16 protein-coding genes are annotated in these 14,651 nt (G+C 73.5%); 13 read left to right on the top strand and 3 right to left on the bottom strand.

From position 1 onward, the window contains the following. Nucleotide 1 precedes the first annotated feature (1 nt). The 12 genes from ACTEI_RS35670 to ACTEI_RS35615 all read left to right on the top strand — a co-directional run bounded on the left by ACTEI_RS35670 (nucleotide 2) and on the right by ACTEI_RS35615 (nucleotide 10,876). Nucleotides 2-1,141, top strand: a complete 1,140-nt coding sequence (locus ACTEI_RS35670) for a dihydrodipicolinate synthase family protein (protein ID WP_122981662.1) — start codon at nucleotides 2-4, stop codon at nucleotides 1,139-1,141. Further along, the gene (locus ACTEI_RS35665) at nucleotides 1,138-1,932 is read left to right on the top strand and encodes a sugar phosphate isomerase/epimerase family protein (protein ID WP_122981661.1); all 795 of its coding nucleotides are present in this window, start codon (nucleotides 1,138-1,140) and stop codon (nucleotides 1,930-1,932) included. The genes ACTEI_RS35670 and ACTEI_RS35665 overlap by 4 nt, the downstream gene beginning before the upstream one ends. A 110-nt stretch (nucleotides 1,933-2,042) precedes the next feature. Further along, nucleotides 2,043-2,591, top strand: a complete 549-nt coding sequence (locus tag ACTEI_RS35660) for an RNA polymerase sigma factor (RefSeq protein WP_122981660.1) — start codon at nucleotides 2,043-2,045, stop codon at nucleotides 2,589-2,591. Beyond that, the gene (locus ACTEI_RS35655) at nucleotides 2,588-3,391 is read left to right on the top strand and encodes a cupin domain-containing protein (protein WP_122981659.1); all 804 of its coding nucleotides are present in this window, start codon (nucleotides 2,588-2,590) and stop codon (nucleotides 3,389-3,391) included. Before ACTEI_RS35660 ends, ACTEI_RS35655 begins: the two co-directional genes overlap by 4 nt. 76 nt (nucleotides 3,392-3,467) lie before the next feature. Next, nucleotides 3,468-4,268 (top strand): ABC transporter ATP-binding protein, encoded by an 801-nt coding sequence (locus ACTEI_RS35650; RefSeq protein WP_122981658.1) that lies wholly within the window; start codon nucleotides 3,468-3,470, stop codon nucleotides 4,266-4,268. Continuing rightward, nucleotides 4,265-5,572, top strand: a complete 1,308-nt coding sequence (locus ACTEI_RS35645) for a hypothetical protein (RefSeq protein WP_122981657.1) — start codon at nucleotides 4,265-4,267, stop codon at nucleotides 5,570-5,572. The genes ACTEI_RS35650 and ACTEI_RS35645 overlap by 4 nt, the downstream gene beginning before the upstream one ends. Next, nucleotides 5,569-6,171: a hypothetical protein gene (locus ACTEI_RS35640; protein ID WP_122982623.1), complete on the top strand. Its 603-nt coding sequence runs from the start codon at nucleotides 5,569-5,571 to the stop codon at nucleotides 6,169-6,171. The genes ACTEI_RS35645 and ACTEI_RS35640 overlap by 4 nt, the downstream gene beginning before the upstream one ends. Nucleotides 6,172-6,239: 68 nt before the next feature. After that, entirely contained in the window at nucleotides 6,240-7,229 is a 990-nt protein-coding gene (gene mgrA / locus ACTEI_RS35635) for an L-glyceraldehyde 3-phosphate reductase (protein ID WP_239082193.1), read from the top strand. A gap of 198 nt (nucleotides 7,230-7,427) precedes the next feature. Further along, a complete protein-coding gene (locus ACTEI_RS35630; protein ID WP_122981655.1) occupies nucleotides 7,428-8,306 on the top strand; it encodes an NAD(P)-dependent oxidoreductase in 879 nt (292 codons plus the stop codon). A gap of 122 nt (nucleotides 8,307-8,428) precedes the next feature. Beyond that, the gene (locus ACTEI_RS35625) at nucleotides 8,429-9,031 is read left to right on the top strand and encodes a biotin transporter BioY (protein ID WP_122981654.1); all 603 of its coding nucleotides are present in this window, start codon (nucleotides 8,429-8,431) and stop codon (nucleotides 9,029-9,031) included. A gap of 63 nt (nucleotides 9,032-9,094) precedes the next feature. Beyond that, nucleotides 9,095-10,198 (top strand): baeRF2 domain-containing protein, encoded by a 1,104-nt coding sequence (locus ACTEI_RS35620; RefSeq protein ID WP_122981653.1) that lies wholly within the window; start codon nucleotides 9,095-9,097, stop codon nucleotides 10,196-10,198. 84 nt (nucleotides 10,199-10,282) lie between these two features. Further along, the gene (locus ACTEI_RS35615) at nucleotides 10,283-10,876 is read left to right on the top strand and encodes a GNAT family N-acetyltransferase (RefSeq protein ID WP_122981652.1); all 594 of its coding nucleotides are present in this window, start codon (nucleotides 10,283-10,285) and stop codon (nucleotides 10,874-10,876) included. On the opposite strand, the gene ACTEI_RS35610 is transcribed toward ACTEI_RS35615, so the two are convergent. After that, complete coding sequence (locus tag ACTEI_RS35610; RefSeq protein ID WP_122982622.1) at nucleotides 10,845-11,216, bottom strand: hypothetical protein; 372 nt, start codon at nucleotides 11,214-11,216, stop codon at nucleotides 10,845-10,847. The genes ACTEI_RS35615 and ACTEI_RS35610 overlap by 32 nt on opposite strands. Before the next feature lie 270 nt (nucleotides 11,217-11,486). Here ACTEI_RS35610 and ACTEI_RS35605 point away from each other — a divergent pair, with 270 nt between their 5' ends. Then, on the top strand, nucleotides 11,487-11,819 hold the full coding sequence (locus ACTEI_RS35605) for an ArsR/SmtB family transcription factor (RefSeq protein WP_122981651.1): 333 nt from the start codon (nucleotides 11,487-11,489) through the stop codon (nucleotides 11,817-11,819). Between the two features lie 60 nt (nucleotides 11,820-11,879). On the opposite strand, the gene ACTEI_RS35600 is transcribed toward ACTEI_RS35605, so the two are convergent. Further along, nucleotides 11,880-13,823 (bottom strand): M4 family metallopeptidase, encoded by a 1,944-nt coding sequence (locus ACTEI_RS35600; RefSeq protein ID WP_122981650.1) that lies wholly within the window; start codon nucleotides 13,821-13,823, stop codon nucleotides 11,880-11,882. A 166-nt stretch (nucleotides 13,824-13,989) separates the two neighbouring features. Then, nucleotides 13,990-14,628 (bottom strand): DNA mismatch repair protein MutL, encoded by a 639-nt coding sequence (locus ACTEI_RS35595; protein ID WP_122981649.1) that lies wholly within the window; start codon nucleotides 14,626-14,628, stop codon nucleotides 13,990-13,992. Between the last annotated feature and the right edge of the window lie 23 nt (nucleotides 14,629-14,651).

The following is a 14,651-nucleotide window of genomic DNA, read 5'->3' as shown; positions in this document are numbered from 1 at the left end:
GATGGCCGTGGTGAACCTGCCGACCGGGCCGCTGACCCTGTCCGGAGGTACCGCCTGGAACCGGCCCACCGGTCCGCCGGCCACCCGGATCGCGTACGCCGCGGCCCATGTCGTCGCGGACCCGCACGCCGAGAACGCGCCCGGCGCGCCGGCCGCCCTGGACTGGGAGGCCACCCTGGCCTTCCGCCGCCACCTGTGGTCGCACGGCCTGGGTGTCGCCGAGGCGATGGACACCGCGCAGCGCGGGATGGGCCTGGACTACGCGGCGACCCGGGAGCTCGTGCGGCGCAGCGCGGCCGAGGCCGCCGCCTGCGGCGGGCGGATCGTGGCGGGGGTCGCGACCGACCAGTTGCCGCCGGGCCCGGCCACCCTCGGCCAACTGCGTGCGGCGTACGAGGAACAGCTCGCCGACGTGCTCGACGCCGGCGCCGTGCCGGTCCTGATGTGCAGCCGCCATCTGGCCGCCACCGCCCGGGACGCCGACGACTACCTGCACCTCTATCGCGGCCTGCTGCAGGCGTCCAGCCGGCCGGTCGTCCTGCACTGGCTGGGCACCGCGTTCGACCCGGCGCTGGAGGGCTACTGGGGCTCGCCCGACGTGGACAAGGCCACCGAGACCGTGCTGGAGCTGATCGACACCGATCCGGCCAAGGTCGACGGCATCAAGATCTCGCTGCTCGACGCGGACCACGAGATCCGGCTACGCCGCCGTCTGCCCGCCGGGGTGCGCCTCTACACCGGCGACGACTTCAACTACCCGCGGCTGATCCGCGGCGACGAGCAGGGCCACTCGGACGCGCTGCTCGGCATCTTCGCGGCGATCGCCCCGGCCGCCGCGGCCGCCTTCGCCGCCCTGGACCGCGGCGACCTCGACGAGTACGACCGGATCTTCGCGCCCACCGTTCCGCTCTCCCGGCACATCTTCGGCAGGCCGACGTTCTACTACAAGACCGGCATCGTCTTCCTCGCCTGGCTGGCCGGTCACCAGCGGCACTTCACCATGGTCGGCGGCCTGCAGTCGGGCCGCTCGGTGCCGCACCTGGCCCGGCTGATCGAGCTCGCCGACGCCGCCGGCCTGCTGCCCGACCCCGACCTGGCGGCGCACCGGGCCAACCGATTCTTCGAGGTGACCGTGGGATGAGCCGCTTCTCCTTCAACCAGGTCACGGCGAAGCCGTGGGGCCTGCCGGACCTGGTCGCCGGCTGTGTCGAGGCCGGGGTCGACCAGGTCGCGCTGTGGCGCGAGCCGGTCGCCGAGTACGGCCTGGACCGCTCCGCCGCCCTGGTCCGCGACGCCGGCCTGTCGGTGACCACGCTCTGCCGCAGCGGGTTCTTCCAGGCCCCGGACTGGTTCGACGACAACCGCCGGGCCATCGACGAGGCGGCCACGCTCGGCACGTCCGTGCTGGTCCTGGTCTCCGGTGGCCTCCCGGCGGGGTCGAAGGATCTGGCCGGCGCGCGCCGGCACGTCGCCGACGCGGTCGCCGCGCTGGTGCCGCACGCGGCCGCCGCCGGGGTGACCCTGGCGATCGAGCCGCTGCACCCGATGTACGCCGCCGACCGCTGCGTGATCAGCACCTGGGACCAGGCCATGACGATCGCCGAGCAGCATCCGGTGGGCCGGGTCGGGGTCACCGTCGACACGTACCACCTGTGGTGGGACGACACCGTGCTGGACAAGATCGCGCGGGCCGGCGAGCGGATCGCGATCTACCAGCTGGCCGACTGGATCACCCCGCTGCCGGCCGGCGTGCTCACCGGCCGCGGCCTGCCCGGCGACGGCTGCGTCGACATGTCCGCCTTCCATCGGGCGGTGGACAAGGCGGGCTACACCGGCCCGATCGAGGTCGAGGTGATGAACGAGGAGCTCTGGCAGCGCCCCGGCCGCGACGTGCTGGCCGCCACGCTCGCCGCGTACCGCGGCGTCGTCTGAGACCCCGGGGCCGGCCGCGGTCAACGGCGTCCCGGTCCGGCCCCGGCCGTAGGTGACGTGGGTCACTCCAGGTGGAGAACCGTCGGCGCCGTGCCGTCGTCTTGCTGGTTGTGAGACGAAGCCTGGACTCGGCCGACGAGGCGGAGCTGGTGCGCCGCACGGCCACCGGCGACCGCCACGCGTTCGACGAGCTGTACCGGCGGACGGCGCCCTGGCTCGCGGTCCGGCTGCGCCGCCGGTGCGCCGACGAGGACGTGGTCGCCGACGTGATGCAGGAGACCTATCTCGCCGTCTGGCGGGCGGCGGGCGGTTTCGCCGGGTCGGCCGCCTCCGGCAGCGCGGTCGGCTGGCTGTGGACGATCGCCGCGAACCGGCTGGTCGACGCGTTCCGCCGGCGGGCCCGGCAGCAGGAGCTGCCGGCCGTGCGCGCCGAGACCACCACCCCGGCGGCCGAGGACGAGGTGATGGCCGGCCGGGTCGGTCAGGACCTGGAGCAGGCGCTGCTCGCGCTGCCCGCCGACGTCCGCCAGGTGCTGCGCGCCATGGTCCTCGACGGGCTCTCGGTCCGGGAGACGTCGCTGCTGCTCGGCGTGCCCGAGGGCACGGTGAAGACCCGCGCGCGGCGGGCCCGGATCGCTCTTCGGGAGGCGCTGTCATGACCGGACACCCGAACCCCGCGGTGATCTCCCGGTACGCCGGTGGCGACCCGGACCTGGACGAGGCCACGGTGTGGTCCGTCGAGGTGCATCTCGAGGAGTGCCCCGACTGCCGGGCCCGGCTCACCGGCAGCGCGCCGGTCGACGTGCTGAGCCTGCTCGACCGCGTGACCGCCGGCGTGGACCAGCAGATCGCGGCCGGACCGGCTCCGATGCCCCGCCGCCGGCGGTGGTCGGCGGCCCGGCACCGCTGGCTGGTCTGGCAGCTGGTGCCGTGGCTGTGCATGACGGCGGCCGTGCTGGGCTGCGCGGTGCTGCTGCAGGCGGTCCAGCCGAGCCTGCCGTCGCTGGTGCTGCTGCTGGCCCCGGTGGCGCCGCTGCCCGGGGTGGCGGTCGCGTGGAGCCGGGGCAGCGATCCGGCCTGGGAGCTGATCGCCGGCACCCCGGCGGCCGGCCTCCCGCTGTTGCTGCGCCGGACCGCCACCGTGCTGGCCGTGATCGTGCCGGCGCTCGGGCTGGCCAGCACCCGTACCGGGGTCTCGCTGGCCCTGGCCCTGCTGCCGTGCCTGGCGTTCACCACCGCGGCGATCGCGCTCGGCGCGGTCGTCGGCGTGCGCCGCGCCGCGGTCGGGCTGGCCGCCGGATGGGGCCTGGTGGTGGCGCTCCCGGCGCTGCTCACCACCCGTCTCCCGGTGGTGCTGGAGCCGGCCGGCATCGCCTTCTGGGCCCTGGTCACCGTCGTGTCCGCCGCTTTCGCCCTCGCCCGGTCCGCCGGCCTGCGCCGGCTGTCCAGCCACAACTGACCCGCCCGTCCCGGTTCCGGCGCGCCCGCGCGCCGCTGAGCCGTGCCCGAGACTTCCCGTGCAGAGGAGATCGATCATGCGCCTGGTGAGCGCGGCCGAGACCGCACCCACCACCCATCCCTGGGTGGTCCACGCCGACGGGCTGCGCGTCCGCGCCGGCCGCCACCTGGCCGTCGACGGCCTCGACCTGAGGCTGGGCACCGGTGTCCACGGCCTGCTCGGCCCGAACGGCGCCGGCAAGACCACGCTGATGCGCGCGCTGGCGACCGTCCTGCAGCCGGCCGGCGGCCGGCTCGCCCTGCTCGGCGAGCCGGTGGACGGCCGTGCCGACCTCAGGCCGGTCCGCCGCGCGCTCGGCTACCTGCCGCAGCAGTTCGGGTTCTACCCACGCTTCACGGTGCGCGAGTTCGTCGAGTACATGGCGTGGCTCAAGGAGATGCCGAAGCCGGCGGTCCCCGGCGCGGTGCAGCGGGCGATCGAGCGGGTCGGCCTCGCCGCCAAGGCCGACGCGCGGATGAAGACGCTGTCCGGCGGCATGCTGCGCCGGGCCGGCATCGCGCAGGCGATCGTCAACGACCCCGCGGTGCTGCTGCTCGACGAGCCGACCGTCGGCCTCGACCCGGAGCAGCGGCTCGATTTCCGCGAGCTGCTGCGCGACCTGGGCGTGGACAGCTGTGTCCTGGTCTCCACGCACCTGGTCGAGGACGTGGTGGCCGCCTGCACCGACGTGGTGCTGATCAACGAGGGCACACTCGTGTTCCAGGGCACCCCGGACGACCTGATCGCGCAGGGCGGCGACGGCGACGCCGGGGACAGCCCGGCCGAGCGCGGCTACTCGGCCCTGCTGCGCCGGCACCGGACGGGGGCGGCCCGATGAGCCACGTTCTGCGTATCGAGCTGCGCCGGTCGGCGGCCCCCGGGACGGCCCTGATCGTGCTGGTGACCGGGGCCGCGTTGCTGTACTTCGCGAGCGGGTCGGCGAGCGGGTCCGAGTGGGCGGCCGGCTGGATGCAGCTGGCCATGACCCAGCGGCTGTATCTGGTGCTGCTGTGGCCGCTGGCCCTGGCCGCCGGCGCCTGGCAGGGCCGCCGGGAGGCGCAGTCCAACGTGGGCGAGCTGTTCGCCAGCACGCCCCGGCCCCGCGCCCGGCGGATCGTGCCGACCCTCGGCGCGATGGCGCTCGCCGTGATCGCCGGGTACCTGCTGATGAGCGTGGCGGGCGGGGTGGCGATCATCGGCACCGCCGGCTACCTGCCGGCGCGGATCCTGGCCGTCGTCGCGGTCGGCGCGCTGGCGCTGCTCGCCGCGGTCTGGCTCGGCCTGGCGGCCGGTCGGCTGGTGCCGCACCTGATGACCGCGCCGGCCCTGGCCGTGGCGGGTCTCGGTCTGCTGCTGGGCATCCCGTGGGCCACCCGCCCCCGGGGGTGGCTGGCGCTGGTCTTCTCGCCGATCTACGAGATGAACATGCCGCACGACTACGCCACCGTGCCGTGGCGGGTCAGCGGCTCCCAGGCGATCTGGCTGGCCGGGCTCGCGGTGGCCGCGGTGCTGCTGTTCGCCTCCGGTGGCTGGCGGAGCCGGGTGGCGGCGCTGCTGCCGGTCGGACTGGGCGCCGCGCTGTCGATCGCGGTCATGCCGCACCAGAACCGGCTCGTCATCGACTCGGTGGACCCGGTCGCGAAGGCGCTGGTCTGCGCCGACGACGAGCCGCGGATCTGCGTCAGCCGGGTGCACGCCGGCCTGCTGCCCGAGCTGGTCGGGCCGGCCCGGGAGGCGCTGACCGTGCTGGCGAGGCTGCCCGGCGCGCCGAGCCGGGTGCACGAGGACAACACCACGTACCTGCCGTTCGCGCCGGCGCCCCGTCCCGCCGACACCGTGCTGCTGCCGGTCGAGGTGGGCGCCGGCGGGCACCTGGCCGAGCGGTCGGCGGTGCTGCCGGAGACGGTGACCGCGGCGTTCGTCGGCGCGCCCGGCTGCGACGGCGGACCCGACCGGGCGCAGGCGCGCGCGGCCGCGTACTGGCTGCTCGGCCGGGAGCCGGCGCGGGGCTCGCGGTACGAGGACCCGGAGGCCGTCGACGCGGCCAAGGCGCTCTGGGCGCGGCTGCGTGCCCTGCCCGCCGACCGCGCGGCGGCGCAGGTGGCCGCCGTCCGCAAGGCCGCGCTGGAGTGTGCGCCGTGAGGGGGCTGACGCTGTACCTGCGCTCGCGGCGGGCCCCGCTGGCGCTCGGCGTGACGGCCGGCATCGCGGTGCTGATGTGGTTGCTGGCGGCGGCGAACACCCGGCAGCGCGACGTCGCCCCGGAGATGGTCGTGCTCAGCGTCCTGCTGATGGTCGCCGCGCTGACCACCACGCTGGTCAGCCCGGACTACGCGCTGGACCGGACGGCCGCCCTGAGGTGGCCGCCCCGGCGGGCCGCGCACCTGGTGGCCGTCCTGCTGATCGTGGTCGGCGTGCTCGCGGTCACGCTGGCCACCCCGGCCCGTTTCGGTCCCGTGTCGCTGGTCGCGCGGGACGCGGTCGGGCTGCTCGGGCTGACCGCGCTGGGCGCCAGCCTGACCACCCCGTCCCGGTCCTGGTTCCTGCCGCTCGGCTGGACGCTGGCCGCCGTCCTGTTCTCCAGCCCGGAGACCGTCCTCGGGCGCACCCTGACCTGGCAGTCGCAGGCGCCGGGGGACACCGCGGCCCTGGTCACGGCCCTGGTGCTGGCCTTCGGCGGGTTCGCCGTCCACATCCTGGCCGGACCGCCGCGGAAGGCGGCCGTCGAGCCCGGCGCCTAGACCGGCCGGCCGTGCGATAGGAATCAGGGGTGACCTCCTATGCAGCCGCCCCGGCCCGATACGACGCCATGGAGTACCGCCGCTGTGGGCGTAGTGGCCTGAAACTGCCCGTGATCTCGCTGGGGTTGTGGCACAACTTCGGCGACGACAAGCCGATCGAGACCCAGCGTGCCGTGTTGCGCCGCGCGTTCGACCTCGGTGTCACCCACTTCGACCTGGCCAACAACTACGGCCCGCCGTACGGCTCGGCCGAGCGCAACTTCGGCCGCCTGCTGGCCGAGGACTTCGCCTCGTACCGGGACGAGCTGGTCATCTCCACCAAGGCCGGCTACGACATGTGGCCCGGCCCGTACGGCGACCACGGCTCCCGCAAGTACCTGACCGCGTCCCTGGACCAGTCGCTGCGCCGGATGGGCCTGGACTACGTGGACATCTTCTACTCACACCGGTTCGACCCCGAGACGCCGCTCGAGGAGACCATGGGCGCGTTGGACGCCGCTGTGCGGGCGGGCAAGGCGCTGTACGCCGGCATCTCGTCGTACTCGCCGGCGAAGACCGCCGAGGCCGCCGCGATCCTGCGCGACCTGGGCACCCCGCTGCTGATCCACCAGCCGTCCTACTCGATGCTCAACCGCTGGATCGAGGACGAGCTGCTCGGCGTGCTGGAGCGGGAGGGCGCCGGCTGCATCGGGTTCTCCCCGCTGGCCCAGGGCATGCTCACCGACCGGTACCTGCAGGGCATCCCGCGCGGCTCGCGGGCCGGCGAGCAGAAGTCGCTCACCCCGGACTGGCTGACGCAGGAGAACCTCGGCAAGGTGCGGGCGCTGAACGCGATCGCCGAGCGGCGCGGGCAGAGCCTGGCCCAGATGGCGATCGCCTGGGCGGTGCGGGATCCGCGGATGACCTCGGTGGTGCTCGGCGCGAGCAGCGTGGCGCAGCTGGAGAACAATCTGGCGGCGCTGGAGAACACCGCGTTCACCGCCGAGGAGCTGGCCGAGATCGACAGGTACGCGACCGAGTCCGGGATCAACCTCTGGGCCGGGTCGAGCGCGTACTGAGCCGGCCGTGCGCGGGGCGGCCGAGGGCCGGGCGAGCGCGGTCCTCGCGCGCCGGGGGCCGCTGCGCCAGCTCCCGGCCGCCCGCCGGCGCCGTGCCGGGTTCCATCCCGCGGTGCCGTGCCGGGGTTCCCGCCCGGCGCTGGGCCGGGTCTCCCGCCCGCCCGCGCGCGGTGCCGCGACGGTCCGTACGGTTCGACCATGACCGAGAAACTCACCGTCAGCGTCCTCGGCACCGGGATCATGGGTGCCGCGATGGCCCGCAACCTGGCCCGGGCCGGCCACACCGTGCGGGTCTGGAACCGCAGCCGCGACAAGGCCGAGCCGCTGGCCGCGGACGGCGCCCAGGTCACCGGCACCCCGGCCGAGGCGGTGACCGGCGCCGACGTGATCCTGACCATGCTCTACGACGGCGACACGGTGAAGTCGGTGATCGCCGAGGCCGCGCCGGCGCTGCGCCCGGGCGCCATGTGGGTGCAGTCCACGACGGTCAGCCTGGAGGCGATCAGCGAGCTGGCCGGTTTCGCCGCCGAGCACGGCCTGATCCTGTTCGACGCGCCGGTGCTGGGCACCCGGCAGCCGGCCGAGGCCGGTCAGCTGACCGTGCTGGCCGCCGGCCCGGCCGGGCACCGGGACGCGGTCGCGCCGGTGCTGGACGCGGTCGGCGCACGCACCGTGTGGACCGGCGAGGACGCTGCGACCGGTGCCTCCACCCGGCTCAAGCTGGTCGCCAACAGCTGGGTCCTGGCCGCCACGCACGGCGCCGCGGAGGCGCTCGCGCTGGCCAAGGGCCTGGGCGTGGACCCGGCCGGGTTCTTCGACCTGGTCCGGGGCGGCCCGCTCGACATGGGCTACCTGCACGCCAAAGGTTCCGCGATCCTGGAGGACCGGCTCACGCCGGCGAGCTTCGCGGTGGTCACCGCGGAGAAGGACGCGCGGTTGATCGTCGCGGCCGGCGCGGCCCACGGGGTACGCCTGGACGTCGCGGCCGCCGGCGCGGAACGCTTCCGCCGCGCCGCCGAGCGGGGCCACGGCGACGAGGACATGGCCGCGTCGTACTACGCCAGCTTCGAGGAGTAGCCGGCACGCAGCCGCCGCGGCCGGATCCCGGCGTGCCCGGTGGTGCGATCCCGGCCACAGCGACGCCGGACCGTGATCTTCGGGGCCTACGGTTCCCGGCAACGCTGGACGGGAGGCCGCACATGGTGACTGAGGTGTTCGGAGCGGGGGTGCCGGGCCGCCGGACCGGCGTGCTCGCGGACGTGTGGGGCCGTTCGGCCGTACGCGACGTGCTGCTGACCGTCGGCGCCGCGGGCGCCGTCGGGGTGGCCGCGCAGATCGTCATCCCGGTCCCCGGCTCGCCGGTGCCGATCACCGGGCAGACCTTCGCGGTGCTGCTGGCCGGGGCGGTGCTCGGCCCGGGCCGCGGCGCGGCCGGAATGCTGCTGTACGCGCTGGCCGGCGTCCTGGGCGTCCCGTGGTTCGCCGGCGGCACGGCCGGCTGGCCCGCCGCCACCGGCGGTTACCTGGTCGGCTTCGTCGTCGCCGCGGCGCTGGTCGGCCAGCTCGCCGCGCTCGGCGCGGACCGCCGCCCCGCCTACACGGCCGGTCTCATGGTGATCGGCAACCTGCTGATCTACCTGGTCGGCGTGCCGTGGCTGGCGCTGGCGACGACCATGGACCTGCCCACGGCGGCGCTCAAGGGCCTGGTTCCCTATCTGGCCGGCGACCTGCTGAAGGTCGTGCTGGCGACGGCCCTGCTGCCGGGCGCGTGGATGCTGCTGAACCGCCGCCGCGCTGGTTGATCAGCTCCCCAGCGGGTACCCGCTCACCTGCGAAAACTCGCTTTCCGCAGGGAGGGAAGGGACATGCGACTCACTATGCTGCGCCCGCTGTACGAACGCCCCGGGCCGTGGGCTTCGGTGTACATCGACACATCACGGCATACCGAGGACGCCGCCAAGGCGGTCGAGCTCCGCTGGCGTAAGGCGCGGGAGACGCTGGCCGAGGCCGGTTGCGACCCGCTGACGGTGCGCGCGTTGCAGGACGCGATCCTGGACCACCCGGCGCGACCGGGCCGGCACGGGGTCGCGCTGTTCGCCACCGCGGGCGAGCTGCTCATGCGGCAGCCGCTGAACGCGCCCCCGCGGACCGACATCGCCGTGTTCGAGCCCCTGCCGCACGTGATGCCGATGGTCGGGCAGCTCGGCGAGGTGATCCGCTACCTGCGCGTGGTGGTCGACCACGCGGGCGGCGCCATCGACTCGGCGGCCACCGGGCAGCTGGTCCGGCACCGCGACATCCAGGGCGGCGAGGATTTCGCGATCCACCGCTACCAGGGCGGCGGCTGGTCGCAGCTGAGGTTCCAGCACAACAGCGAGCTGACCTGGCGGCGCAACGCCGGCGACGTGGCGGACGCGGTCACCGAGCTGGCCGACCGGACCGGCCCGGAGACCATCGTGGTGGCCGGCGATCCGAAATCGCGGCCGATGCTGCTCGCCCAGCTGCCGGACCGGTGGCGGGACCGGGTGGTGGAGACCGACGTCGGCGCCCGGGCGCACGAGGCCCTGGACGACGTCACCATCCAGGCCGTCGCGGAACGCGCCGAGGCGCACCGGCGGGAGGTGCTCGACCGGTTCCGGTCGCAGCTGGCGCACGGCGGCGCGGCCGGCAACGGCCTGTCCGAAGTGGTCACCTACCTGTCGCGGGGGCAGGTGGACACGCTGCTGATGATCGACGACCCGTCCTCCACCGAGCGGCTGTGGATCGGGCCGGAGCCGCACGAGCTGAGCGACGACCCGGAGCTGCTGCGCGAGTCCGGGATCAACCACCCGCCGCTGGTCCGGGCGGACGCCGCGATGCTGCGGGCGCTGGTCGGGACGGACGCGTCCATCGTGCTGTGCGACCCGGACGAGCACGACCTGCAGGGCGGCGTGGCGGCGCTGCTGCGGTACGCGGACGCGCGCCGCTGACGCGTCACCCACAGGCTGTGCGCACAGCCTGTGGATAAGTCGAACGGGTGTGCGAAAGGCGACACGCGATGGCAGGATGATCGCGTGTCGCCTACCGAGCTGCGCCCCGCGTACCCGATCCGGACCGAACGCCTGCTGCTGCGCCCGCTGACCGAGGCCGATACCGAGGCGCTGCTGGCCTACCGCAGCCGCCCGGACGTCTGCCGGTACGTCCCGTTCGAGCCGATGACCCCCGAGGTGATCGCCGATCGGCTGGCGACGTACTGGGCCGCGACCGTCCTCACCGACGAGGGCCAGTCACTGACGCTGGGCATCGAGGTGGCCGAAACCGGTCGGCTGGTCGGCGATGTCATCCTGTTCTGGCACAGCCGCAAACACCGCGGCGGCGAGATCGGCTACGTGGTGAACCCCGAGTTCTCCGGCCACGGGTACGCGACCGAGGCGGCCCGGGCCATGCTCCGGCTCGGCTTCGAGGATCTCGGCCTGCACCGCATCATCGGGCGGATCGACGAGCGCAACGAGTCGTCCGCCCGGGTGCTGCGCCGGCTGGGTATGCGGCAGGAGGCCCGGCTCGTGCACAACGAGCTGTTCAAGGGCGAGTGGTCCACCGAGGTCGACTTCGCCATGCTCGCCGACGAGTGGAACTTCAGATATCGAGAGTCGTCTCGATCCGCTTGAGCTGGTGCCGGGCCAGCGCCAGGTTGGCCCGGTCCTTGTTCAGCGCCAGGTAGAGGAACAGCCCCTGCCCGGAGCGCCCGGTCAGCGGCCGGATCAGGTGGTACTGCGAGTCCAACGTGATCAGTACGTCCTCGATGTTCTCGCGCAGGCCGAGCATCTCCATGGTGCGCAGCTTCGCGCGGATCACCTCGGTGTTGGCGGCCGCCGCGACGCTCAGGTCGAAGTTGCGGTCGCCCCCGGCGACGCCGAGGGCCATTCCACTGCTGCGATCGACGAGCGCGGCGCCGATCGCGCCGTCGATCTGCATCGCGTCCTTCAGGGCTACGTCCATGTCCGGCATCTCGGGTCCTTCCGTGTCCTCGCTCCGGCGGACATCGCGTTCCGGCGGCTTGCACGCCGCGGCCGGCATCACGCTCGGGTCCCATCGAGAGTCACCGACCCCGGCCGACCCCTGTCGCACAGAGTGTCCGGCCCGGACGGACCCGGCCCGGTGAGGATGAGACTGCGGACGAGTGAGTTGAGGTTTTCTGCAACTCCGAAAATGCACAAGGCCTCAGGAGAGGCGTGACCGGGCGCGTTGGCCGGTGTGAACGAGTGGAGGGGGCCCGCCGTGTCCGTGCCGCTGTATCAGGCGAAGGCCGAGATGTTCCGGACCCTCGGCCACCCGGTCCGGATCCGGGTTCTGGAACTGTTGCAGGATGGCCCGAAACCGGTTCGCGATCTGCTCGCCGAGATCGACGTGGAGGCCTCGAACCTGTCGCAGCAGCTGGCGGTGCTGCGCCGGGCCGGCATCGTGACCTCGTTCCGCGACGGCGCCCTGGTGATGTACGCGTTGAGCACCACCGACGTCGCCGACCTGCTGGCCGCCGGCCGCCGGATCCTGGGTGCCGTGCTCACCGACCGCGACGGCCTGCTCGTCCAGCTGCGCGCCCAGAAGCGGTGACCGGCGTCGGCGGACGCGGACGGGGCGCTGCCGAGCGGCAGCGCCCCGTCCCCGACCCGGTCAGAGGGTGAGCGTCCAGCTGTTGATGTAGCCGGTGTCCGCGGAGTAGACGTCCTGGACCCGCAGCTGCCAGGCGCCGTTCGCCGCCTCGCTGGACAGGTTCTTGGTGTAGGTGGTGGCCACGTTGTCGGCGCTGTCCGAGGTGGACGTGGCCTTCAGGGCGTAGACCGTGCCGTCCGGCGCCACCAGGTCGACCTTCAGGTCACCCCGGTAGGTGTGGACGATGTTCACCGCGACCGTCGAGGTGGCCGAGGCGGTGCGGGCGCAGTCGCTGATCGTGATGGTGCTGCTCACCGCCGAGCCGGCGTCCGGGATCGCGACGTCGGTGGCGTTGGTACCGCTGCACCCGCCCGGCGCCGGGGTGGTCGGCGTCGCGGTCGGCGAGCTGGTGCTGCCGCCGCTGCAGGTCGGGTCGGCGGTCTGGGCCGGCACGTTGACCGCGTCCCAGGCGGACTTGACCGTGTTGAACAGCGCGCAGTCGTTCGGGGTCAGGTTCTTGGCGGCGGTCAGCGTCCAGGTCCGGTACTTCAGGTACGACGAGCTGGAGGTCTTCATCAGCATCGCGTTGTACATGACCTTCATCGCGGTCTGGATGCCGACGCCGGTGATCGCGCCGGAGCCGCTGCACCGGGTGCTGGCCGGCTGCCCGTTGGTCGGGTTGGTGCCCTCGGCGAGCAGGTAGAACCAGTGGTTGCCGGGCCCGGCCGCGGCGTGCACCTCGTCGTTCGGGGTGCTGCTGGAGTAGCAGTTGTCGTCACCGGCCAGCGACGGGTTGTACATGTACCGGATCGGGCCGCTGCCGACCAGGTTGACCTCCTCGCCGACCTGGTAGTCGGGGGCGTCGTTGGGGTTGTTGGCGAACCACTCGGTGGCCGCGCCGAACGTGTCGGCGACGAACTCCTGAGTGTTGCCGTTCGAGATGCCGCCCGGGGTGTTGTCGTCGATGCCGTGGCCGAGCTCGTGGCCCACCACGTCGGCGGAGCTGATCCACTGACCGGCGGTGTTCTTGCCGATCTGGATCTGGGTGCCGTCGTAGTACGCGTTCTGCTGGTTCAGCCCGACCCGGATCGGCCAGGCGCCGCCGCTGCTGCTGAAGCCGGTCCGGCCCAGCCAGCTCGACAGCATCGCCTTCTCCTTCTGCGCGCTGTAGAAGGCGTCGACGCAGCCGGTCTCCTTGTTGGTGCCGGTCCCGTTGCCCCAGACGTTGTCGGCGCCGCTGAACGTCGTGTTGGTCGACGAGTCCTGGCACTGCAGGCTGGTCATCGACGGGTCGCGCAGGGTGTAGGTGCTGCCGGACAGCGTGGTGTCGATGCTGACCGATCCGTTGATCCAGCCGGTGCCGGTGCCGGCCACGTCGGTCACGTGCTCGTAGGTGCGCAGCACCCGGCCGGAGGCGGCGTCCACGTCGACGGTCAGCCGGCTGGGGCCCTCGGCGCCGGTGCCCCGGATGGTCGACTCCCAGGCCAGTGCCGGGGAGCCGGTGGTGGCCAGCACGACCAGCCGGGTGCCCTCGACGGCGCTGACCGTCTTCATCTCGCCCTTGGCGATCTTCAGCGAGTCGGCGGCGCTGAGCGCGGGGGTGGTGCCGATCGCGGGCAGCGGCGCGTCCTGCGCCACGGAGGTGTACTTGACCTGACCGAGCGCGTCGGTGACCACGACACCGTCACCGCCGATCACCGGCAGTCCCTTGTAGGTGCGGTCGAACGGCACGTACTGCAGGGTGTCGGTGGAGATCACCTCGTGCTGGACGAAGGCTTCGTCCGCCGCCGCGTGCAGCGCCGCCGGACGGGCGGCGATCAGCGCCGAGGCGGCCTGGGCGGCGGCCGCGGCGGGCGGCACGGGTTCGCTCGGCTGGGCGGTCGCCGGTCCGGCGAGCGCCACGGCCGCCGAGGCGGCCGCGGTTGCGGCGGCCACAGCGACGACGACAGGGGTACGGGATTTCACGCCTGGCTCCTTTCCCGCCCGGGGGGTGGCGGGCGGGTTTCGACCGTCCGTGGACGATGGGTCACACCTGGATGACTTGTGGTGAGACGTTAAGCATCGACGAACGTCACCGAATCAGGGAAAACCCTTGCGCGGTGTCGAGGGAGCGTTATCCCTGCAAATGGCGTCAGGAGCCGATCTCGTTGATCTCCGTGAACGGGGCGTTGTTCCACCAGATGGCACGGATGATGAAGCTGTGGTTGGTCTCGTTGAAGTAGACCGCCATGTCGGACGGTGAGCTCTGCGTCTTCTGCACCGCGTAACCGTCCGCGGGGGTGGCGGTGACCAGGGAGACCACGCCGTCGCTGGTCATCTTGACGACCGCCTGGCCACCCTCGACCGCGACCGAGCGTACGTACGTCCGCACCCCGTCCGCCCCGGTCGTGACGGTCCAGCCGTTCTGCGTCGTGGTGGCCGGCTTCGTCGTCGCGGCCGGGGCGGACGTCGCCGGCTCGCCGGTGGTGGGCCGGGTGGTGGGCGGTCGGCTGGTGCCCGCCGGTGAGGACGGCGCCGAGCCGCGGGTCGGCTGCGCCGAGCGGCTCGGCTCGGTGCGGGCCGCGGTCGGTGGGTCGGAGACCGGCGGGTCCGAGGCCGGCGGCATCACGTCGGCGGCCGGCACCTGATCGATGTCGGGCAGCGCCCCGACGTCCGGGCGGGCGGCGTTGAGCACCGGGAGCAGCGCGACCCAGGAGAGCACGATGCTGGTCGCGGTCGCCAGGAACCAGCCGGCCATCGGCAGCCACCGGGAAGATCGCACGGAGCTCATCCTCTCACCTGGTCCTATGGTGT

This window comes from Actinoplanes teichomyceticus ATCC 31121, assembly GCF_003711105.1.
GTDB classification, from domain to species: Bacteria; Actinomycetota; Actinomycetes; order Mycobacteriales; family Micromonosporaceae; genus Actinoplanes; species Actinoplanes teichomyceticus.
The sequence above is the reverse complement of the archived record's forward strand: the minus strand, read 5'-3'. Positions and strand labels throughout refer to the sequence as shown.